The sequence below is a fragment of the Nocardioides daedukensis genome (assembly GCF_013408415.1).
GTDB classification, from domain to species: Bacteria; Actinomycetota; Actinomycetes; order Propionibacteriales; family Nocardioidaceae; genus Nocardioides; species Nocardioides daedukensis.
The window spans coordinates 1,812,338-1,833,182 of the sequence record NZ_JACCAA010000001.1; the positions used below are offsets into that span (position 1 = coordinate 1,812,338).

At 69.1% G+C, this 20,845-nt stretch carries 22 protein-coding genes; 9 read left to right on the forward strand and 13 right to left on the reverse strand.

What is annotated here, in order from left to right:
* Position 1: 1 nt before the first annotated feature.
* The 5 genes from BJ980_RS09030 to BJ980_RS19275 are packed head-to-tail and all read left to right on the forward strand — an operon-like array spanning position 2 to position 3,689.
* Positions 2 to 481: a GNAT family N-acetyltransferase gene (locus BJ980_RS09030; RefSeq protein ID WP_218855452.1), complete on the forward strand. Its 480-nt coding sequence runs from the start codon at positions 2 to 4 to the stop codon at positions 479 to 481.
* A complete protein-coding gene (locus tag BJ980_RS09035) occupies positions 481 to 1,725 on the forward strand; it encodes an MFS transporter (protein WP_179501989.1) in 1,245 nt (414 codons plus the stop codon). The genes BJ980_RS09030 and BJ980_RS09035 overlap by 1 nt, the downstream gene beginning before the upstream one ends.
* 10 nt (positions 1,726 to 1,735) lie before the next feature.
* Positions 1,736 to 2,611, forward strand: coding sequence for a 1,4-dihydroxy-2-naphthoate polyprenyltransferase (locus BJ980_RS09040; RefSeq protein ID WP_179501990.1), 876 nt, complete (start codon positions 1,736 to 1,738; stop codon positions 2,609 to 2,611).
* Between the two features lie 43 nt (positions 2,612 to 2,654).
* Positions 2,655 to 3,500 (forward strand): acyl-CoA thioesterase domain-containing protein, encoded by an 846-nt coding sequence (locus tag BJ980_RS09045; RefSeq protein WP_179501991.1) that lies wholly within the window; start codon positions 2,655 to 2,657, stop codon positions 3,498 to 3,500.
* A gap of 57 nt (positions 3,501 to 3,557) precedes the next feature.
* Positions 3,558 to 3,689 carry a hypothetical protein gene (locus BJ980_RS19275; RefSeq protein WP_281363719.1) on the forward strand — a complete coding sequence of 44 codons (132 nt, stop codon included), beginning with the start codon at positions 3,558 to 3,560 and terminating at the stop codon, positions 3,687 to 3,689.
* Between the two features lie 3 nt (positions 3,690 to 3,692).
* Here BJ980_RS19275 and cds1 read toward each other — a convergent pair whose 3' ends face one another.
* Positions 3,693 to 4,823, reverse strand: a complete 1,131-nt coding sequence (gene cds1 / locus BJ980_RS09050) for an L-cysteine desulfhydrase Cds1 (RefSeq protein WP_179501992.1) — start codon at positions 4,821 to 4,823, stop codon at positions 3,693 to 3,695.
* Positions 4,820 to 5,104: a DUF4229 domain-containing protein gene (locus tag BJ980_RS09055; protein ID WP_179501993.1), complete on the reverse strand. Its 285-nt coding sequence runs from the start codon at positions 5,102 to 5,104 to the stop codon at positions 4,820 to 4,822. The genes cds1 and BJ980_RS09055 overlap by 4 nt, the downstream gene beginning before the upstream one ends.
* A 60-nt stretch (positions 5,105 to 5,164) precedes the next feature.
* Between BJ980_RS09055 and BJ980_RS09060 the strand changes: the two genes are divergently transcribed.
* From BJ980_RS09060 to BJ980_RS09070, 3 genes are all read left to right on the forward strand, one after another.
* Positions 5,165 to 5,410, forward strand: a complete 246-nt coding sequence (locus BJ980_RS09060; RefSeq protein ID WP_218855453.1) for a hypothetical protein — start codon at positions 5,165 to 5,167, stop codon at positions 5,408 to 5,410.
* Positions 5,411 to 5,497: 87 nt separating this feature from the next.
* Positions 5,498 to 5,917: a MarR family winged helix-turn-helix transcriptional regulator gene (locus BJ980_RS09065; RefSeq protein ID WP_179501994.1), complete on the forward strand. Its 420-nt coding sequence runs from the start codon at positions 5,498 to 5,500 to the stop codon at positions 5,915 to 5,917.
* Positions 5,910 to 7,328: an MFS transporter gene (locus tag BJ980_RS09070; RefSeq protein WP_179501995.1), complete on the forward strand. Its 1,419-nt coding sequence runs from the start codon at positions 5,910 to 5,912 to the stop codon at positions 7,326 to 7,328. The genes BJ980_RS09065 and BJ980_RS09070 overlap by 8 nt, the downstream gene beginning before the upstream one ends.
* On the opposite strand, the gene ccsB is transcribed toward BJ980_RS09070, so the two are convergent.
* The 6 genes from ccsB to hemL are packed head-to-tail and all read right to left on the reverse strand — an operon-like array spanning position 7,284 to position 13,271.
* Positions 7,284 to 8,357 carry a c-type cytochrome biogenesis protein CcsB gene (ccsB, locus tag BJ980_RS09075; protein ID WP_179501996.1) on the reverse strand — a complete coding sequence of 358 codons (1,074 nt, stop codon included), beginning with the start codon at positions 8,355 to 8,357 and terminating at the stop codon, positions 7,284 to 7,286. The genes BJ980_RS09070 and ccsB overlap by 45 nt on opposite strands.
* Positions 8,354 to 9,928 (reverse strand): cytochrome c biogenesis protein ResB, encoded by a 1,575-nt coding sequence (resB, locus tag BJ980_RS09080; protein WP_179501997.1) that lies wholly within the window; start codon positions 9,926 to 9,928, stop codon positions 8,354 to 8,356. The genes ccsB and resB overlap by 4 nt, the downstream gene beginning before the upstream one ends.
* On the reverse strand, positions 9,928 to 10,677 hold the full coding sequence (locus BJ980_RS09085; RefSeq protein WP_179501998.1) for a cytochrome c biogenesis CcdA family protein: 750 nt from the start codon (positions 10,675 to 10,677) through the stop codon (positions 9,928 to 9,930). Before BJ980_RS09085 ends, resB begins: the two co-directional genes overlap by 1 nt.
* Positions 10,670 to 11,263 carry a redoxin domain-containing protein gene (locus BJ980_RS18970; protein ID WP_179503829.1) on the reverse strand — a complete coding sequence of 198 codons (594 nt, stop codon included), beginning with the start codon at positions 11,261 to 11,263 and terminating at the stop codon, positions 10,670 to 10,672. The genes BJ980_RS09085 and BJ980_RS18970 overlap by 8 nt, the downstream gene beginning before the upstream one ends.
* A complete protein-coding gene (locus tag BJ980_RS09095; RefSeq protein WP_179501999.1) occupies positions 11,260 to 11,934 on the reverse strand; it encodes a histidine phosphatase family protein in 675 nt (224 codons plus the stop codon). The genes BJ980_RS18970 and BJ980_RS09095 overlap by 4 nt, the downstream gene beginning before the upstream one ends.
* Positions 11,934 to 13,271, reverse strand: coding sequence for a glutamate-1-semialdehyde 2,1-aminomutase (gene hemL / locus BJ980_RS09100; protein WP_179502000.1), 1,338 nt, complete (start codon positions 13,269 to 13,271; stop codon positions 11,934 to 11,936). The genes BJ980_RS09095 and hemL overlap by 1 nt, the downstream gene beginning before the upstream one ends.
* A gap of 321 nt (positions 13,272 to 13,592) precedes the next feature.
* On the opposite strand from hemL, the gene BJ980_RS09105 reads away from it, so the two are divergent.
* Positions 13,593 to 14,870, forward strand: a complete 1,278-nt coding sequence (locus BJ980_RS09105; RefSeq protein WP_179502001.1) for a lytic transglycosylase domain-containing protein — start codon at positions 13,593 to 13,595, stop codon at positions 14,868 to 14,870.
* Between the two features lie 197 nt (positions 14,871 to 15,067).
* Here the strand turns inward: BJ980_RS09105 and hemB are convergent, their stop codons facing one another.
* The 5 genes from hemB to BJ980_RS09130 all read right to left on the reverse strand — a co-directional run bounded on the left by hemB (position 15,068) and on the right by BJ980_RS09130 (position 20,729).
* Positions 15,068 to 16,045: a porphobilinogen synthase gene (gene hemB, locus BJ980_RS09110; protein WP_179502002.1), complete on the reverse strand. Its 978-nt coding sequence runs from the start codon at positions 16,043 to 16,045 to the stop codon at positions 15,068 to 15,070.
* Positions 16,046 to 16,130: 85 nt separating this feature from the next.
* Complete coding sequence (locus BJ980_RS09115) at positions 16,131 to 17,813, reverse strand: bifunctional uroporphyrinogen-III C-methyltransferase/uroporphyrinogen-III synthase (RefSeq protein ID WP_179502003.1); 1,683 nt, start codon at positions 17,811 to 17,813, stop codon at positions 16,131 to 16,133.
* The gene (gene hemC / locus BJ980_RS09120; RefSeq protein ID WP_179502004.1) at positions 17,810 to 18,754 is read right to left on the reverse strand and encodes a hydroxymethylbilane synthase; all 945 of its coding nucleotides are present in this window, start codon (positions 18,752 to 18,754) and stop codon (positions 17,810 to 17,812) included. Before hemC ends, BJ980_RS09115 begins: the two co-directional genes overlap by 4 nt.
* The gene (locus BJ980_RS09125) at positions 18,751 to 20,052 is read right to left on the reverse strand and encodes a glutamyl-tRNA reductase (protein ID WP_179502005.1); all 1,302 of its coding nucleotides are present in this window, start codon (positions 20,050 to 20,052) and stop codon (positions 18,751 to 18,753) included. The genes hemC and BJ980_RS09125 overlap by 4 nt, the downstream gene beginning before the upstream one ends.
* The gene (locus tag BJ980_RS09130) at positions 20,049 to 20,729 is read right to left on the reverse strand and encodes a redox-sensing transcriptional repressor Rex (protein WP_179503830.1); all 681 of its coding nucleotides are present in this window, start codon (positions 20,727 to 20,729) and stop codon (positions 20,049 to 20,051) included. The genes BJ980_RS09125 and BJ980_RS09130 overlap by 4 nt, the downstream gene beginning before the upstream one ends.
* Between the last annotated feature and the right edge of the window lie 116 nt (positions 20,730 to 20,845).

Here is a 20,845-nt window from a genome sequence, read left to right on the forward strand (position 1 = left end):
CATGCTGGAAGAATCCCGGCTCGTGCACCTGACCTGGCTCCACCTCCACCACCGCGACATCACCGGCCGACAGATGCACGACCTGCTCAGGCTGCGCCATCAGGTCTTCGTCATCGAGCAGGAGTGCCCCGACTACGCCGACATCGACGGCCTCGACGTGGCCGGCGACACCCACCACGTGCTCGGCCTCGACGGCGATCGACTGGTCGCGGTCTCCCGGGTGCTCTCGCCGGGCCTGCACGGGGAACGGGTCAGGATCGGTCGGGTCGTGGTCGCCCCCGAGGGGCGGGGCACCGGCGTGGGGCACCAGCTGATGGCCGAGACGTTGGCCCTGTGCGAGCAGCAATGGCCCGGGCACCCGATCCTGCTCTCGGCGCAGGCGCACCTGACCGACTACTACGGCCGCTACGGCTTCGTGGCCGTCGGCGAGGTCTACCTCGAGGACGACATTCCCCACCTGGACATGGTGCGGCCGGGCTGATGTCGGTCATCAGCAACCTCAAGCCACCTTCCCCGCTGGCCGGCAGGCTCGCCCTGCAGTCGCTGCTCTTCGCCGTCGGCGACGGCACCTTCATGACCGGCTCGGCGGTCTTCTTCACCCAGGTCGTCGGGCTCTCGGCAGCCCAGGTCGGCCTCGGACTCACCCTCGCCGGCATCGCCGGCTTCCTGGCCGCGCTGCCGATGGGCAAGCTGGTCGACCGGTTCGGGCCGCGACGGATGTGGGCACTCAGCGCCGCAGGACAGGCCGCGGTGTTCTCGGTGTGGCCGTTCATCGACGACTTCCAGGGCTACCTCGCGATGGCGATCGTGATGGAAGTGATCGGCGCCCTCGGCGGAGCCTCCCACGGCGCCTACACGATCGACGTACTGCCTCCCGAGGAGCGGGTCACCTCACGCGCCTACATGTATTCGGCGCTCAACGTCGGGTTCACCCTCGGCTCGCTGCTCGGCGGCATCGCGCTCGCGTTCCACTCCAACCAGGTGATCCAGATGGTGCCCTGGTTCACCACCGTCGTCTTCGCCGTGAACGCGTTCTTCATCCTCAAGCTGCCGCGGGCCCCGCACGACCTGCGCACCGCCGAGGAACGGAAGGTGAAGATCCCCGGACCGGGCGCCCTGCGCAACATCGGCTGGCTGTTCACCACCTTCTTCACCGGCGTGTTGTGGACCAACCAGGTCCTCCTGCACCTGGTCATCCCGCTGTGGCTGATCGAGGAGACCGACGCCCCGCGGGTGCTGCTGGCGTTCCTGTTCGGCACCAACACGGTGATGTGCATCTTCCTGCCGATGCTGGCCGCCCGAGGAGTCAAGGACGTCGGTACGGCGCTGCGCGCGACCCGGATCTCGACCTCGTTCTTCGTGGTCTCCTGCATCATCACCCTGGTCACCCACGACACCGTCGGATGGCAGACGATCGCGCTGGTCTGGCTCGGCCATGTCACCGTGACCGGCGCCGAGCTCTACCTCTCGGCCGCGAGCTGGTCCTTCGAGGCCGACCTGATGGACCCGCGCCGTCGTGGCGAATATCAGGGCGCCTCCGAGCTGACCGGCACGCTGGGGCGGGTCTGGGCGCCGGCGCTCTACACGTTCCTGGCAATGGAGTGGGGCGCCTCGGGCTGGCTGATCATCGCCGGCATCGTGGTGCTGGCGACCGTGGGCCTGATCCCGGCCACCAGAGCGGCGCAGCGGCACCTGGAACGTCACGGCGAGCCCGTCCCTGCTTGAATCAGTCCTCGTGACCACCACCGCCGAATGGATCGCCGGCTCCCGGCCCAGGACCCTGCCCGCCGCCGTCGCGCCCGTGCTCGCCGGCACCGGAGTCGCCGCGTACGTCGACGAGCCGGTCTGGTGGAAGGCCGCCCTCGCCCTGGTCGTCTCGCTCGCACTGCAGGTCGCGGTGAACTACGCCAACGACTACTCCGACGGGATCCGCGGCACCGACGAGGACCGGGTCGGGCCGATGCGACTGGTCGGTTCCGGGGCGGCAACGGCCAAGGCGGTGAAGCTGGCTGCCTTCGCCGCGTTCGGCGTGGCCGGAGTGGCCGGGCTGGTCCTCGCGCTCACCACGAGCTGGTGGTTGGTCGCGATCGGGGCGGTCTGCATCCTCGCGGCCTGGTTCTACACCGGCGGCAAGAACCCCTACGGCTACCTCGGCCTGGGCGAGGTGATGGTCTTCGTCTTCTTCGGCCTGGTTGCGGTGATCGGCACGGCCTACGTCCAGACCGAGACCTTCGAGATCCCCGCGCTCTACGCCGGCATCGCGATCGGCGCACTGGCCTGCGCGATCCTGGTCACCAACAACCTGCGCGACATCCCGACCGACCGAGAGGTCGGCAAGCGCACCCTGGCCGTCAAGCTCGGCGACGAGCGGACCCGCGCGTTCTTCGCCCTGCTGATCGCGGCCGCGGCGATCGCGGTCCTCGGAGTCGCGCTGGAGACGACCTGGTGGGCCCTGCTCGCGCTGGTGTACGTCGTACCCGCGGCGCAGGCGGTGCGCATCGTCGTAGGCGCGCGTGCCGCCGGTCCCGGTCTGATCCCGGTGCTCTCGAAGACCGGTGTGAGTGAACTCCTGTTGGGACTCGGGCTCTTCGTGGGCCTCCTGCTGGGATAGTCGGTCCACACGTTGTTCGCATGATCCAGTCAAGGAGAGTCACATGCCGTTGGCATTCTTCAACCGCGAGGGCGAGGACTTCGTCCCCCGCGACCTGGCCAAGAGCCTGTGGAGCGACAAGCAGATGCACGGCGTTGCCGTGTCCGGCCTGCTCGCCTGGGGTGCCGAGCGGCTCCAGCACGAGCTCGGACGCGAGGGCCTGGTGCCGGCGAAGTTCTCCGTCGACATGTTCCGCCCCGCCGCGATGGCGCTCACCTCGGTCGAGGCCACTGTCGTGCGCAACGGTGGACGAATCCTGCTGATCGACGTCGTGCTGGTCCAGGCGGGCGAGACGGTCGCCCGGGGCGCGGCCACCTTCCTCCAGCCCGGGGGCGTCAGCCACGGTCAAGCCTGGAGCCCAACCGAGCACCCGACCCCGCCGTCGATCGAGATGGCGCCGGTGGCCGAGGAGCCGCACGTGCCGTTCTTCCACAGTGATGCGGGCTGGTCCCAGGACTTCACAGCGCACCAGAACGCGAGCCGCAAGAGCACCTGGCAGACCGGCGTACCCATCATCGATGGTGAGCCGAACAGTCGCTTCACCTCCGTTGCCAGCGTCGCCGACGCGACCAGCATGGTCTGCAACTGGGGCACCAAGGGCGTGGAGTTCATCAACTCCGACATCACGCTCTACCTGTCCCGCCTGCCCGAGAACGTGCAGGTCGGCCTGGCCGCCCAGGACCGGATCGAGCACGACGGCCTGGTCGTGGGCTCGACGATCGTCTTCGACCGCACCGGACCGATCGGCACCACTGTGCTCACCGGTCTGGCGAACGCCAAGCGGACGGTGGACTTCGAGTCGATCGGCTATCTCGACAGCGGCGAGCGCGAGTCCTCCCCCGGCGTCTGAGCACGGCGGGTCAGCAGACGCGGCGCCCGAGTTGCAGGGCCGTGGGAGAGTTGCCGCATGTGGTTCTTCATCCTGCTCGCCGTGATCGCCGCCGGCTTCGTCGCCTACAAGATGCGCGTCCCGCTCCTGGCCAAGATCCTCGGTCAGCCGCAGTCCCGGATCGAGCGTCGGCTCAACGGCCCCAAGTAGTCCTCAGAGCGCGGGCTCGCGCCACTCGCCTGTGGCCGCGAACTCCTCCAGGGTGCGGGTGTACGACGTGATGTCGATGCCCTGGCTCTCCAGCCAGGCGTCGTCGTAGTAGGTGTGCGCATAGCGCTCGCCGCCGTCACACAGCAGTGTCACCACAGATCCGGTCTCGCCGTGCGCGCGCATGTCGGCGACCTGGTGCAGGGCGCCCCACAGCGCGGTGCCCGTCGATCCGCCGACCGTGCGACCGGTCAGCTGGGTGCACCAGCGCGCGGCCGCGATCGAGGCGGCATCGGGAACCGCCATCATCGAGTCGACGACACCGGGCAGGAACGACGGTTCCACCCGCGGCCGGCCGATCCCCTCGATCCGTGAGCCACCGCCGACCACCGAGTCGTCACCCGCGACGAAGGCGGGGAAGAACGCGGAGTTCTCCGGGTCCACGACGCACACCTGGGTCTCCAGGCGCCGATAACGGACATAGCGACCGATCGTGGCCGACGTACCGCCGGTGCCGGCGCCGACGACCACCCATGCCGGCACCGGGTGCCGTTCGAGAGCCATCTGCTCGAAGATCGACTCGGCGATGTTGTTGTTGCCGCGCCAGTCGGTGGCTCGTTCGGCATAGGTGAACTGATCCATGTAGTGCCCGCCGGTCTCGGCGGCCAGTCGACGGGACTCGGCATAGATCGCCGACGGGTCCTCGACCAAGTGGCAACGGCCACCCTGGAACTCGATCAGCGAGATCTTCTCCGGGGAGGTCGAGCGCGGCATCACCGCGACGAACGGCAGGCCGAGCAGTCGCGCGAAGTAGGCCTCCGAGACCGCCGTCGAGCCTGAGGACGCCTCGATGATCGTGCTGTCGGAGTGGATCCAGCCGTTGCACAGGGCATAGAGGAACAGCGAGCGGGCCAGCCGGTGCTTCAGCGAGCCGGTGGGGTGGACCGACTCGTCCTTGAGATAGAGGTCGATGCCCCAGTCGGAGGGCAGCGGAAAGACGTGGAGGTGGGTGTCGGCCGAGCGATTCGCGTCGGCCTCGACCTTGCGGATCGCCTCGTTGAGCCAGCTGCGGTCGTGCGCGTCCGGCCGTGCGCCGACGGTGCAACAGCCCTCACGGTGCGACGGCCGCTGACTCATGCGTCTTTGTCTGCGTCTTCTACGTCTTCGGCGGCCCGCTTCTCCTCGAAGCGTCGGGCAGCGGCCGATGCGCGGTCCTCGACCTTCTGGGCGAAGCGTCGGCGGTAGGGGTCGAGCAGGAAGTAGGAGGCGATCCCGGAGACGGCGAAGGCGATGATCACCGCCCAGACGATCTGGACCGAGCCGTCCTCGGACAGCGAGCTCCAGATGCCGATGGTGATGCCGAAGGCGCCGGCGAGCAGCAGCAGGCGCAACAGGGTGTAGACAGCGAATTCCTTCACCGGATCAACTCTACCCACGCGCCGGTGCCGGCCCACCCAGGGGAGGACTACCCTTGCACCGTGGGCAAGCTCATCCTCCTCCTCGTGGTCATCGCAGTCGTCATCTATGTGGTGGTGCGACTCATCGAGACCAAGGGCGCGCTGTTCCGCCGAGGCGGTGGGGGCGGCTCGAATGCCGTACGCCGTCCGCAGCCCCCGCGGCGTCCGACGGGCCCGCTCGGTCCCGACGACGACCCGGAGTTCCTGCGTGACCTCAACCGGCGCTCACGGCGCAAGGACCAGGGCGGTTCCGCGCCGGACCAGTGACCGGCGCCTGACTTGACCGGCGCCTGTTCCCGAGAGCCCCATCACTTTCATCAAGCAACTTGATCAAGTTGCTGTAGTGTCTCGGGAATGGCCGACCCCACCCCGCGACTCCTCCTCGAGGCCTTGCGCCCGCTGCAGCGCGAGCTGAACGCCCGCCGCACGCTCTCCATCGGGAAGCTCGGCATCCTGCGCCACCTCAGCGTCGACGGCCCCGCGACCACCGGCCAGCTCGCCACCCGGATCCGGGTCAGCCCCCAGGGCATCTCGCTGGCCACCCGCGAGCTCGAGGAGCTCGGCCTGATCGAACGCACCCAGGACGAGGCCGATCGTCGCAAGGTCTGGTTCCGGATCACCGAGCAGGGCCGCGAGCGCCACGACCAGGAGAGCTTTGCCGGACAGGACTGGCTCGAGCAGGCAATCAGGGACAGATTGACCCCGACCGAGGCCACCGCGCTCACTGCCGCGATCCCGGCACTGCTGCGCCTCACCGGGGACACCGATGTCTGAGCCACGCACCGACAGGCACCTGGTCCCGGCGCTCGTCTACGGCGCACTGAGCACCGCCATCGTCAGCTCGCTCGGCATGCTGCTTGTTCCCTCGATCGCCGAGGGTCTCGACGTCACCGTCTCCACCGCCCAGTGGACGTTGACGATCAACCTCCTCGTCGGCGCGATCGCGACCCCGGTGATGGGGCGGATCAGCGACGGCCCGCACAAGAAACGCCTGCTGCTGGTCTCGCTGTTCCTGATCCTGCTCGGCTCCGTGCTGGCCGCGATCGCGACAAACTTCGCGCTCTTCCTGGTCGGCCGGGCACTCCAGGGCCTCACCTACGGCATCGTCTCGGTGACCATCGCGATGGCCAGACGGTACGTCGAGCCCGCGCGCGTCCAGTCCTCGATCTCGACGTTGTCGGTCACCGTCGCCTCCGGCATCGGCATCGGCTACCCGCTGACCGGCGTGATCGCGGGCGAGACGAACTTCCGGATGGCGTTCTGGTTCGCGGCACTGTTCGTGCTCTCGGCGATCCTGGTCGTGGTCCGCTTCGTGCCTGTCGGCCCCGATGAACGCGCACCGCGACACGCCCTGGACTTCCCCGGCGCCACCCTGCTCGGTCTCGGCCTCGGCGCACTGCTCCTGGGCATCAGCGAGGGCGAGAACTGGGGCTGGACCTCGATCGAGACCCTGGCCACCCTCACCCTGGCCGTGGTACTGCTCGTGTTCTGGGTCAGGGTCGAGCTCCGGGCGCCTCACCCGCTGATCAACCTGCGAGTGCTACGCGCCGGTGACGTGGTGCTGGCCAACGGCACCGCGATCGGGCTCGGGATGGCGATGTACATCGGCCTCTCCGTGGGCAGTCTGGTCGCTCAGTCCCCCGAGGACACCGGCTACGGCCTCGGTCTGCCGGTCCTGTGGGCCGGGTTCGTGATGTTCCCGCTCTCGGTCGGCAGCCTCACCGCGAACCGGCTGGTCCGTCGCATCGCGCACCGCATCCAGCTGGCCACCCTGCTGCCGGTCGGCGCCGGGCTGATGACGGTGGCGTCGTTCCTGCTCTGGTTCGCCCACGAGCAGCTGTGGGAGGTGCTGCTCGGGATGCTGCTCTTCGGCCTCGGCATGGGCGCTGCCTATGCCGCGATGCCGGCCCTGATCGAGCGCAACGTCGCCGTCGAGGAGCTGGGCAGCTCGGTCAGCTTCAACCAGGTCCTGCGCACCGTCGGCAGCTCGTTCGGGACTGCGGTCACCGGCGCGCTCCTGGCCGCCAACATGGCGCCCGACGGGCACTCCACCGAGGCAGGCATCGACAACAGCTTCGCACTCGGCGCGCTCCTGTGCACGGCAGTGCTGGTGGCACTGCTGGCGAACTGGGTCCGCAGCTCAGCGGAGAAGCGGGCCCTGCACCGGGCCCGCAGAATCGGCTGACAGCGACTCCCCTGCGACCGCAGGACCGTGCACTGCCTGCTCCGGGGCGGCGTACGAGTGCTGCGAGCTGCCACCGAAGAAGTAGTTGATCCCGATGAAGTTGAACATCAGGGTGCCCAGGCCGACCAGGGCCACGATCGAGGCGTTGCGGCCCTTCCATCCGGCGGTCGCGCGGGCGTGCAGGTAGGCGGCGTAGACGACCCAGGTGATGAACGCCCAGACCTCCTTGGGGTCCCAGCCCCAATAGCGCGACCAGGCCTGGTGGGCCCAGATCGGTCCGGAGATGAGGACCGCGAACGTCCACACCGGGAACGCGAACGCGTGCAGGCGGTAGGCCAGCCGGTCGAGACTGTCGCTGGACGGGATCCGCGCGACGATTCCGCGCTGCGGGGCCGCGGTGGAGCCGGCGTCCGCGTCGGAACCAGCGCCGCCGGTGCCGACCAGCTCGCGGGCGGGTACGGCGACCCGCGCGGCGTCACGTGCCTCCGCGCGCGCCTTGACCAGGAAGAGGATCGAGACCAGACCACCGAGCGAGAAGACGCCGGTGGCGAGGACGGCGGAGACGACGTGGATGACCAGCCACGGGGAGCTGTTCAGCGACTCGGTCAACGGCGCGACCGGCTCGTGCAGCCAGAGCACGTCCATCATCAGGATCACGAAGACGAAGCCCACCAGCCACGGCGACATCCAGGACAGTGAATATTTCCGGTAGAGCAGGAGATAGGCCAGGGCCGCGACGAAGGTGGCGGAGAGGGTGAACTCATACATGTTTCCCCACGGCACCCGGTTCGGGTCCGCGGCCATGCCGCGGGCGACCAGGCCGACACCGTGTGCGGCGACGGCGAGCACCGTGAGCAGCACCCCGAAGCGACCGAAGGTGGCCACCTGGCCGGTCGACGGCGTCTGGTCGGCGGGCAGCTTGCGCAACCCCGCCCACTGCGCCGAGTGCGCCAGCAGCGCCAGGAAGTAGACGATGCCGCACACCGTCACGGCCTGGTTGCTCCACGACTCCCACTGGATGTCGGTCACGTCCGGTCCTCCTCGTCCTCGAGCCCACTGGTGGCGGGCTCAGCACTGCCGCGCAGGGCGGCAACAATCTCCACGATCTCATCCCCGGTCTCGCCGGCGCTGGAGCGGTCCAGGACGGCAACCTCGACGATGCCTTGCTCGGCGCCGTCGATCTCCTCGCGGCGCACCCGCACCCAGACCCGTCGGGGCCGGATGAACAGCGAACCGAGCAGGCCGATCAGGGCGAGGATGACTCCGCCCAGCGCGATCAGCTTGCCGGGGGTCTTGCTGATCTGCACCCGCACCCAGGGCTCGACGCCCTCGAAGGTGACCGAGCCGGCGCCGTCGGGCAGGTCCACGGTCTCGCCGCGATAGAGGTCGACCCGGAACATCGAGCCGTCGTCCTTGGTCAGCTGGGTCATCCGCGACTTGTCGAGCACATAGACCGACTGCGACTCGCCCGCACCCAGACCGAGGTCACCGGTGTAGGCCAGCATCGACAGCCGCGGGTTGCGGTCGTCGCCGAAGATCGAGGCCGGGTTGCCCTCGATCAGCGCGAAGGTCGGATAGAAGTAGCCCTCGAGCCCGATCCCCTCGGGTTCTGCGTTGGGGGCCTTGACCACGCCGAAGGAGCGGAACGTCGCCTGCTCCTCGGGGAGGAAGATCACCGGCCCCTTGTAGGTCACGTTGCCCTCGCCGTCGCGGACGGTGATCGAGGGGGCATAGCCATGGCCGATCAGGAAGATGTCGGTGCCACCGATGGAGAGCGGGTGGTTGACCCGGAGGTCATAGGACTTCTCCTCGCCGCCCGGCTCCTCGGTATAGTCCAGGTGCGCGACGAAGTGTTGCGCCATGCCCTTGCGGGGTCCGGACATCAACCACTCGATGTCGAAGTCCTTGAGCGTGAACGAGAACGGCTCCATGTCCTCGACACCCATCAGGGCCCCGGGGACGAAGTCGTCGTACTGCGAGAGGTTGTTGGAGAAGCCGCTCCCGTTCACCACGATCACGCCGCCCTTGTAGCCGAGCAGCGAGCCCATCGCGAAACCGGCAAGCACGATCAGGATGGAGAGGTGGAAGAGCAGGTTTCCGGCCTCGCGCAGGTAGCCGCGTTCGGCCGAGATCGCGCCGTCGCGCTCGATCACCCGATAGTGCCGCTTGCGCAGCACCCGCTTCGCCTCGGCCAGCACCTCGTCGGCCGGAGCGGTCGTGGAGTACGACGTGCTGTTCGGCATCCGGAGCAGGTTGCTGGGGGCCTTGGGGGGCGCGGCCCGCATCGCCTTCCAGTAGACCTTGCAGCGCGGCAGGATGCAGCCGACCAGGGAGATCGCCAACAGGATGTAGATCGCGGCGAACCAGACCGACTCGAAGACCGAGAACAGCCCGAGCCACTCATAGATCGGGGTCAGCTTGGGGTGCTCGTCCTGCCACTTGCCGACCGCGAAGGCGTCGACGTTCTCCTGGGGGATCACCGAGCCCGGGATCGCCGCCAGGGCAAGCATCAGCAACAGCACCAGGGCGGTGCGCATCGAGCAGAGCTGGCGCCAGGTCCAGCGCGCCAGCTCGCGGAAGTTCAGTTCGGGGGCAGCCATCACACACTCACTTCATAACCGCTGATCAGGTGGACCTGGATCCAGTTCACGGCCCAGTCCCACCAGCCGGTGACCAGGAGCAGACCGATCACGACGAGCATCAACCCGCCGAGCCGGGTGACCCAGGCCTGGTGCCGGCGTACGAACGCGAACGCGCCGAGCGCGCGGCGATAGGCCAGGCCGGCCAGGATGAACGGGATGCCCAGGCCCAGGGCATAGACGCCGGCCAGCACCGCACTGCGCGCGACGGTGGCCTCGTTGATGCCGAGAGTCAGGATCGCGCCGAGGGTGGGGCCGATGCACGGCGTCCAGCCCAGGCCGAACAGGAAGCCGAGGAACGGGGCGGCGCCGAGCCCGACGGCCGGCACCTTGTGCACCCGGATGTCGCGCTGCATGAACGGCAGCAGTCCCGCGAAGGCCAGGCCGAGCACGATCACCAGCGCGCCCATCACGATCGTGATCGTGCGGCGGTGCTCCACCAGCGCCGAGCCGAACGCCCCGGACAGGGCGCCCAGCGCCACGAAGACGGAGGCGAAGCCGAGCACGAAGAGCACGGAGCCCGCCAGCATCCGGCCGCGGTGCGCGTCCTCGAGGTCGGCGCCGGAGAGTCCGGTGGCATAGGAGAGGTAGCCGGGCAGCAGCGGGATCACGCACGGCGAGAAGAACGAGACGAGACCGGCCAGGAGCGCGACGGGCAGCGCGATGGCGAGCGAGCCGGACATTGCCGACTCCCGGAAGAAGTCACCCATCCTCTGCGGCGACCTGTTCGATCAAGGAGGACAGCGTCAGTGCGCTCGGGATGACACCGAGGATCACTGCCGCGACGCGGCCCTTGCGGTCCAGGACGACGGTGCTGGGGGTGGCATAGACGGGCACCTTGCCGTTGAAGGCGAGCCAACTCCTACCGGTCTGGCCATCGTGGAAAGAAGGGAAGGGGACGTCGAACTCACGCTCGTAGCTCTGACCCGTCTCCGGAGAATCCCGGGTGTTGATCCCCAGGAAGACCGCCTCGTCCGGGTCGAGGCCCTTGGCCACCTCGACGATCTCGCGTGCCTCGGCATGGCACTCCGAGCACCAGTCGCCCCAGAAGTTGATCGCCACGACCTTGCCGCGGTGGTCGGCCAGCGAGAGCGGCTGACCCTTGAGGTCCTTGCCGTCGAGCTCGACCGGCTTGCCGCGGTCCTCGGCGCGGACCTCGGTGATCGCGCCGTTGCCGGTGACGTAGCCCTTGTCCGAGGTGCCCTCCAGCGACGAGCACCCGCTCAGGGCGAGCAGGCAGGCGGCAGCAACCGCCGCGGTTGTACGGCGGAGCAGCAGGGCGGCCGGGTGGTTCAGGGTCGCTTCTCCTCTGGCGCGTCGCCCGCCGAGAACGGAGCGGCCTTGTCCTTGACCGGGATCAGGTGGCCGGCCGGCTCGGAATAGGACAGCGAGGTGAGCCGGTCGCCGTCATAGGTGAGCGAGGTCAGCGAGCACAGGGTGCACTGGCGCTTGCGCGGATCATGCAGGAACGAGCGCTTCTCCACGTGCAGCCGGGTGACCCAGATCGGCAGCTGGTGCGAGACGATCACGGCCTCGTGCCCGCGGGCCTCGTCACGCGCGTCCTCGACGGCGGCCATCATCCGGGCCGCCACCTCCTTGAACGGCTCGCCCCAGGAGGGACGGAACGGGTTCCACAGGTGGCGCCAGGTGCGCGGGTCCTTGAGCGCGTTGTCGCCGCCGGCGAAGCGCTTGCCCTGGAACAGGTTGCCGGACTCGATCACCCGGTCGTCGGTGGTGATCGCCAGGTCGCGCGCGTCGGCCAGGGGTCGTGCGGTCTCCTGGGCGCGCTCCAGCGGCGAGACGCGCAGGTGCGTGATGTCGCGGTCCTTGATCGCGTCCGCGACGACCTGCGCCATCTGCTCGCCCAGGTCGGAGAGGTGATAGCCGTCCATCCGGCCATAGAGCACACCCTGGGGGTTGTGCACCTCGCCGTGGCGGAGCAGGTGGACCGTGGTCTTTTCGGACATCAGTTCTCCCGAGATTGGTCGAAGGCCGCGGCCGCAGCCCGTGCTGCGGCCGGGAGTGCGTCCAGAACGGTCTGGATCGCCCGGTCGTCGTGCGCACCGGAGAGGAACCAGGTCTCGTAGGCCGACGGCGGCAGATAGACGCCGGCGTCGAGCATCGAGTGGAAGAAGGCGGTGTAGGCGGGCAGCGACTGGGCGTTGGCGTCGTCGAAGTTGCGCACCTCGCCGTCACGGAAGAAGACCGAGAACATCGTCCCCGTGGCCTGGATCCGGTGAGGCAGCCCGGCGGCGGTGAAGGTCTCCGTCACGGCTGCCTTGATCGTCTCGCCCGCGGCGGTGATGTGGTCATAGACCTCATCGGTGGCCAGGCGCAGCGTGGCCAGTCCAGCGGTGGTGGCGATCGGGTTCCCGCTCAACGTGCCGGCCTGGTAGACCGGCCCCTCGGGAGACAGGCGCGACATCACGTCGGCACGGCCGCCGAACGCAGCTGCCGGGAAGCCGCCGCCCATCACCTTGCCGAAGGTGATCAGGTCGGGGCGCCAGCCCTCGTGTGCGCCGTCGAGGCCCCACTGGCCCTGCCTGCTGGCGCGGAACCCGGTCATCACCTCGTCGGAGATGAACAGGGCGCCGTGCTCGCGGCAGGTGTCGGCGAGCAGCTTGTTGAAGCCGGGCAGGGGTGGGACCACGCCCATGTTTCCCGGCGCGGCCTCGGTGATCAGTGCCGCAATCTTGTGCCCGTGCTCGGCGAAGACCGCTGCCAGGGCCTGGGGGTCGTTGTAGGGGATCACCAGCGTCTCGGCGACGAACGCCTCCGGTACGCCGGGGGTGCTGGTCACCGCGTGGGTGGCCAGGCCGGAGCCGGCCTGGGCCAGCAGGGAGTCGACGTGGCCGTGGTAGCAGCCGGCGAACTTCACGATCGTGTCGCGACCGGTGAATCCGCGGGCCAGCCGGATCGCCGACATGGTGGCCTCGGTCCCCGACGACACGAAGCGGACCTTCTCGATCGGCGTGCGCGTGACGATCTCCTCGGCCAGCTCGACCTCGGGAACCGTCGGGGTGCCATAGGAGGTGCCGCGTGAGACTGCCTCGGTCACCGCCTCCTGCACCTGCGGGTGGGCGTGGCCGAGCAGCATCGGTCCCCACGAGCAGATCAGGTCGACGTAGTCGTTGCCGTCGACGTCGGTGAGCCAGGCGCCACGGGCCGAGCGGATGAACCGCGGGGTCCCGCCGACGGCGTTGAAGGCCCGGACGGGTGAGTTCACTCCCCCCGGAGTCACTCGTTGCGCTCGGGCGAAGAGGTCGGCCGAGCCGGTGGGCGAGACAGGTCCTGCGGAAGTCACCGGGTCATTGTCGCCGACCGGGACAAGCCGCGCACATCGGCGTGCCTCCCGGCGTACTGCCCGCGTGCCGCACGACGTACCCCTGGTGGCCCGGGCGCGCTCGGCGTCGTACCGAAATTTCCTGTCCGAATCGCGTCATGCCCTCCTGAGTGGACCGTTTAATCACCGAGAGCGCAGGGAACAGGCTTCTCAGCAAACGAGATGGGCATCACAGAAATAGTGTGGCGCGTAACTCATCATGAGACACTTCGTTTATTGAGTGCCTGGGCTTGAGGGAGCGGCAGGTTCGCAGAACGACATCCATATGGGGAGATTCACTCAATGAAGACCACACGCTTGTCACGGTTCCAGAAGGGCGCGGCGCTCGTGCCGCTCGGCGTCCTTTCTGCTGCGTGCACTGTGAGCCTGCTTGGCGTCGGCGCCGTCGGCCCCACTCTTGCCTCCGCGTCCGACCAGTCCCGCCTGCCTGACGGCACCTCGGTGCCGAGCCAGGCCATCGAGGACCCGGCCAGCTTCTCGGCCCCGGGCTCGATCGGTCTCGGCGTCCCGCAGGGCTCGGGCGAGCGGATCGTCCAGGCAGCCTCGACCAACGGGATCCCGTCGGCCGCGCTCGCCGCCTACCAGCGCGCAGCGACCGTCATCAACTCCGCCGACGCCAACTGCAACGTCCCGTGGCAGCTGCTCGGCGCCATCGGCCGCGTCGAGTCCGACCACGGTCGCTACGGCGGCAACAGCCTCGGCAAGGACGGCGTCTCGCGTCCCGGCATCTACGGCATCGCCCTGGACGGCACCAACAAGACCCAGAAGATCACCGACACCGACGCCGGCCAGTACGACCGCGACGCGAAGTTCGACCGCGCCGTCGGCCCGCTGCAGTTCATCCCCTCGACCTGGTCGGTCGTGGGCGTGGACGCCGACAGCGACGGCAAGCGCAACCCGCAGGACATCGACGACGCCGCCCTGGCGGCCGCCGTCTACCTCTGCTCAGGCAACGACGACCTGTCGACCGACAGCGGCCAGCGCGAGGCGGTCTACCGCTACAACCACTCGAACGAGTACGTCGACCTGGTGCTCAGCATCATGAAGGCCTACCAGCAGGGTGATTTCACCTCGGTCCCGAACAACACCACGTCGGCCTCCTACATCCCGCCGACCTACAACTTCACCCGCCCGACCAACGGCGCGCTGATCGGCGCCCCGGGCAAGGTCAAGCCTCCCAAGAACGGCAGCTCCAAGCCGGGCAAGGGCAACAGCTCCACCCCGGGTTCGAGTGACCCCGGCACCACCGACCCGGGCACCTCGGGTCCGGGCACCTCCGACCCGGGCACGCCCAGCGTCCCCGGCGGCGACCCGGTCAAGAAGGTCGAGGAGACCATCAAGAAGGTCACCGAGCCGGTCCAGGAGGTCATCGACCCGGTGGTCGAAGGCGTCATCAAGCCGGTCGACAACCTGATCTCGACCGCGCTGGCCCGCACCCTGTGCGTGGTCGCGATCCCGGGCACCCCGACCTACAGCAAGTGCGTGAGCATGCTCGTCGGCCAGGAGCACACCGACGGCATCATCACCCAGGTGCTGCGATCCCTCGGGCTCGCTCGCTGATCCAGTCATTCAGAGGGGCCCGGACTCCACACGGAGTCCGGGCCCTTCTGCGTATCCGGATACCGGCGGCACAAACAAAGTCACCGCATTCCCGCGGACAAAGTCACCGGGTACCGGGTGACTCTGGTGCTTCCCGGGCGAGATCTTGCCCGGGAAGCACCAGAGTTGCCCGGGAAGTCAGGCCAACTGAGCGCTGATCAGGCGCGCAGCAGGCGAGCGGCTTCGGCTGCCCAATAGGTCAACACCACGTCGGCGCCAGCGCGCCTGATCGAGGTGAGCGTCTCCAGGATCGCCGCCTCACGGTCGATCCAGCCGTTGGCGGCGGCGGCCTCGACCATCGAGTACTCCCCCGAGATGTTGTAGGCAGCGACCGGCACGTCGACGGCGTCGCGGACCCGGCGTACGACGTCGAGGAAGCCCATCGCGGGCTTCACCATCACCATGTCGGCGCCTTGGGCGATGTCCAGCAGGGCTTCGCGCACGCCTTCGACTCCGTTGCCGGGGTCCTGCTGATAGGTGCGCCGGTCACCCTCGAGCGAGGAGTCCACGGCCTCACGGAAGGGACCGTAGAAGGCGGAGGCATATTTCGCCGAGTAGGCCAGGATCGAGACGTCGTCGTGCTCCGCAGCATCGAGCGCCTCACGGATCACGGCCACCTGGCCGTCCATCATCCCGCTCGGTCCGACCATGTGTACGCCGGCTGCCGCATGTGCGCGGGCCATCTCGGCGTACGCCTCGAGCGTCGCGTCGTTGTCCACCCGGCCGCGCGCGTCCAGGACGCCGCAGTGACCGTGGTCGGTGAACTCGTCGAGGCACAGATCGCTCATCACCGTGATCGAGTCGCCGACCTCGGCGACCACGTCGCGGATCGCCACGTTGAGGATGCCGGACGGGTCGAGCGCACCGGAGCCCGTGGCGTCCTTGCGCTCGGGGACGCCGAAGAGCATCACGCCGCCCAGGCCCAGCTCAGCAGCCTCGACGGCGGCCGCGACCAGGGAGTCACGACTGTGCTGTACGACGCCGGGCATCGAGGCGATCGGAACCGGCTCGGTGATGCCCTCACGCACGAACATCGGCAGGACCAGCTGTCGCGGCTGGACCGCGGTCTCGCTGACCATCGCACGGACGGCCGGGGTCGCCCGGAGGCGACGGGGACGGACTGTGGGGATCTGCATGTCTCCATCCTCGCCGACCCGTCGCGAATTCACAGCCTGCGGCACCCGCAGATGTGGTTCGCGACCGGTCGGTTCGTGGTGAACCTCAGCTGCTGGTAGCCCGGCGGCGTGCCGACGGCTTGCGGTCCGACGGCTTGGTCACCGGCTGCCCGGCCTCGATCAGCGAGGTACGGCGGGTGGCGCCGAAGTCGGCCAACGCGTCGACGAGCTCCTCGACCGCAGGCTTCGCCGCCATCACGTCGACCCGCAGGCCGTGCTCCTCGGCGGTCTTCGCCGTGGCCGGGCCGATCACCGCGATGATCGTCGAGGCGTGCGGCTTGCCAGCGATGCCGACCAGGTTGCGCACCGTGGAGGACGAGGTGAACACGACCGCGTCGAACTTGCCCGACTTGATCGCGTCGCGCGTCGGCGCCGGAGGCGGAGTGGCCCGCACCGTGCGATAGGCGGTGACGTCGTCGCACTCCCAGCCCAGGTCGATCAGGCCCGCCACCAGGTTCTCGGTGGCGATGTCTGCTCGGGGCAGGAAGACCCGGTTGATCGGGTCGAGTACGTCGTCATAGGGCGGCCAGTCCGCGAGCAGACCCGCAGCCGACTGCTCACCGGAGGGGACCAGGTCTGCGCGCAGACCCCAGGCCGCGATCGCGGCTGCGGTCTTGTCACCGACGGCAGCGATCTTGAGGCCGGAGAAGGCACGCGCGTCGAGGCCGTACTCCTCGAACTTCTCGCGGACCGCCTTGACCGCGTTGACCGAGGTGAAAGCGATCCACTCGTAGCGTCCCTCGACCAGGCCGCGCACGGCCTTGTCCATCTGCTGCGGGTTGCGCGGGGGCTCGACCGAGATGGTCGGCACCTCCTCGGGGACCGCGCCGAAGCTGCGCAGGCCCTGGGTCAGCGAACCGGCCTGCTCCTTGGTGCGCGGCACCAGGACGCGCCAGCCGAACAGCGGCTTGGTCTCGAACCAGGACAGCGTCTCGCGCAGGTTGACGACCTCACCGATCACGGTGATCGCCGGCGGCGCCATCTTCGCCGCGCGGGCGTCGGCAGCAATCCGTTCCAGCGTCGAGGTGACCGTGGTCTGGGTGGTGCTGGTCCCGGACTGGGTCATCGCCACCGGGGTGTTGGCGGCGCGGCCCTCGGTGATCAGCGACTTGGCGATCTCACCGATCGAGCCGACGGCGGAGAGGAGCACCAGCGTCCGGTTGTCGGCGTACCGGCTCCAGTCGACCTTGTCGCCACAGGTGACGACGGAGACCTCGCGGTTGTTCTTCGTGGTCAGCGGCACGCCGGCGTACGCCGCGACCGCGGTGGCCGAGGAGACGCCGGGCACGATCTCGAAGCCGATGCCGGCCTTGGTGCAGGCCTGCGCCTCCTCGGGACCCGAGGCATAGAAGAACGGGTCACCGTTCATCAGGCGTACGACGCGCAGCCCGCGCTTGGCCTGCTTCACGACGACCTTCGACCGGTTCGCGTGGGTCAGCGGCTGCCCGTCCTGGCCGAAGCCACCATCGACGAACTCGGGACCACCGACCTCCTCGAGGGTCTCGTTGCCGTCCTCGTCGGTGACGAGGCGGGGCTCGGGCAGGCCGAGCACCGCCCGGACGAGCTGCTCGTGCTCGGGAAGCTCGGTGATGACGACGTCGGCCTCACGCAGGAGGCTGGCCGCACGCACCGTCAACAGGTCGGGGTCGCCCGGCCCGCTACCGACGAAGGCCACCCAGCCCTTTGCCTGCGAGGGGATGGTCTCGGTCTTGATCTTGGATCCAGTCATGACTGCTGCCTTCTAGCTGGTGAGTCGATCAGTTCTGCCGCGCCCTCTTCGAGCATCCCGGCCGCCAACCGGTTGCCCACTTCTGCCGCTTCGGCGAGCGGGCCGCTCGCCGACCGGCGGATGTCCACCGACCCGTCAGGGGCCAGGGCGACCGCACGCAGCCACACCTCCGGCCCGTCGGCTTCCTCCACGATCTCCGCGAGCGCTCCGACCGGGGCCGAACAGCCCGCCTCGAGCGTCCGCAGGACGGCGCGCTCGGCCTCGACCGCAGCCCGGGTGAACGGGTCGTCCAGGTGCTCGCGCAACTGTGCTTCCAGGGTGGTGTCCTCGGCGCGGCACTCGATCGCCAGCGCGCCCTGGCCGGGAGCCGGGAGCATCTGGATCGGGTCGATGGTCTCGGTGACCACGTCGAGCCGGTTGATCCGGGACAGCCCTGCGCGGGCAAGGACGACGCCGTCGGCCGCGCCGGAGGTGACCTTGCCCAGGCGGGTGTCGATGTTGCCGCGCAGGCCGACGATCTCCAGGCCCAGGCCGAGCGCGTGCAGCTGCGAGGCTCGCCGGGGTGAGCCGGTGGCCACGACGCTGCCGACCGGGAGCTCGCCCAGCGTCAGGCCGTCGCGGGCGACGAGCACGTCGCGCGGGTCCTCCCGGGGCGGCACCGCGGCCAGGGCGATGCCCTCGGCCGCTCCGGTCGGGAGATCCTTGAGCGAGTGCACGGCGACGTCGACGCGGCCGTCGAGCAAGGCGTCGCGCAGGGCGCTGACGAAGACCCCGGTGCCGCCGAGCGTGTGCAGGGGGGCTCGGCTGATGTCGCCCTCGGTGGTGACGTCGACGAGCTCGACCTCGACGCCGAGGCGTTCGGCGATCAGGTCGGCGATCTGCCCGGACTGGGTCCGGGCCAGCAACGAGGCACGGGTGCCGATGCGAAGTGTCTGGGTCATGAGTGGCGCTCCGGGCTGGTGACGGCGTCGACGGCGTCCGGGTGCAGGGCGAAGAGCTCCGCCAGGGCAGTGGCATAGGAGACCGCACCGGTCTCGTTGGCCAGTTCCTTGACCCGGATCGTGGGCTGGTGCAGAAGCTTGTCGGCGACTCGGCGTACGGCCTGCTCCACCTCGGCACGCGAGGCCGGGTCGAGCTCCGGCAGCCGGGTCAGCAGGCGTTCGATCTCGGCGTCCACGACACCGGTGGCCATCGTGCGCAGGGCGACCACGGTCGGGGTGACGCTGGCCTGTCGCCGTGCGTTGACGAACGCCCGGATCTCCTCGGTCACGATCGACCGGACACCCTCGACCTCGCGCGCACCCTCGGTGTGGGAGAGCTCATCGGCGAGGCGGCGCAGGTCGATCACGGTGACGCCGGGCAGTGCGGCCACGCCCTCCTCGATGTCTCGCGGCAGGGCGAGGTCGAGGAACACGATCGGTTCGAGGTTTCCGGCCCGGGCTGCGGCGACCTGGTCGGTGGTGATCACCACGCCGGACGCGCCGGTGCACGAGATCACCACGTCCGCCTGCGCGAGTACGTCGTGCAGCTCGGTGAGCGCGAGCGCGCGGGCGGAGTATTCGCCGGCCAGACGGTCAGCGTTGCTGGCGGTGCGGTTGAGCACCGCGATGTCGGCAGCCCCCAGGCGCGAGACCGTGGCGGTCGCCAGACCGGCCATCGCACCGGCACCGACCACGGCGACCCGCTTGTCGGCCAGGGAGCCGATCTCGACGGTGGCCAGGTCGAGCGCCGCGGTGACCATCGAGGGCGCAGCCCGGTCGATGTCGGTCTCCGCGTGGGAGCGCTTGCCGACTCGCAGTGCCTGCTGGAACAGCGAGTTCAGTGCCGGACCGACGGTGCCGACCTCCTGGCCGTGACGCAGCGCCTCACGCGCCTGGCCGAGGATCTGGCCCTCCCCGACGACCATCGAGTCGAGTCCGGACACGACGTGGAACAGGTGCGAGACCGCGCCGTCGTCATAGTGCACGTAGAGGCTGGAGAGCAGGTTGTCGGCGAGCGAGAACTCGCTGCCGCGCTCGCACAGCAGCCGCGACAGCTCCTCGACACTGCCGTGGAAGCGGTCGACCTCGGCATAGATCTCGAGGCGGTTGCAGGTGGCCAGGACGGCGGCCTCGGTGACGTGCTCACAGGAGGTGACGTCGGCGATCAACTTGTCGACGCCGCTGGGCTCGAGCGAGAGCTGCTCGAGCACCTCGACGGGTGCGGTGCGGTGGGAGATGCCCACGACCAGGATGCTCACGAGGTCTCCTCGGACTTGCGCTGCTCGTGATAGGCGAGGATCTGCAGCTCGATGGACAGGTCGACCTTGCGGACGCCGACACTGTCGGGCACGGTCAGCACGGCGGGGGCGAAGTTGAGCACGCTGGTGATGCCGGCCGCGACCATCCGGTCCGCGACGTCCTGGGCGGCGTGCGCGGGAGTGGCGATCACGCCGATGGCGACGCCCTCCTCGGCGATGATCTTCTCGAGGTCGTCGAAGGGTCGCACTGCGAGGCCGGCAACTTCCTTGTCGGTGAGTTCCTCGGCGGCGTCGAGCAGTCCGACGATGCGGAAGCCGCGCGAGCGGAAGCCGGAGTAGTTGGCCAGGGCGTGGCCCAGGTTGCCGATGCCGACGATGACGACGGGCCAGTCGTGGGTCAGGCCGATCTCGCGGGCGATCTGGTAGTGCAGGTAGGCCACGTCGTAGCCGACCCCGCGCGTGCCGTAGGAGCCGAGGTAGGACAGGTCCTTGCGGAGCTTGGCGCTGTTCACCCCGGTCGCGGTCGCGAGTTCCTCGCTCGAGCACGTCTCGGTGCCCTGCTCGACGAGTCCGGTCAGGGCGCGCAGGTAGATCGGGAGACGGGCGACGCTCGCCTCGGGGATGTGGCGGACCGGAGATTCCTCGACGCCGTCTCGCGCGGCGTCGGCGTCGGCGATCGCAACCCCGTCAGGGCTGCTCGTCGCGGACGTCCGTGAGGTCAATGTTCTCGTCTCCAGTGGCCACAGGGCACTCCTCGAGACCCACTGGAATGTGGGTGCCGATCCCTGCAACG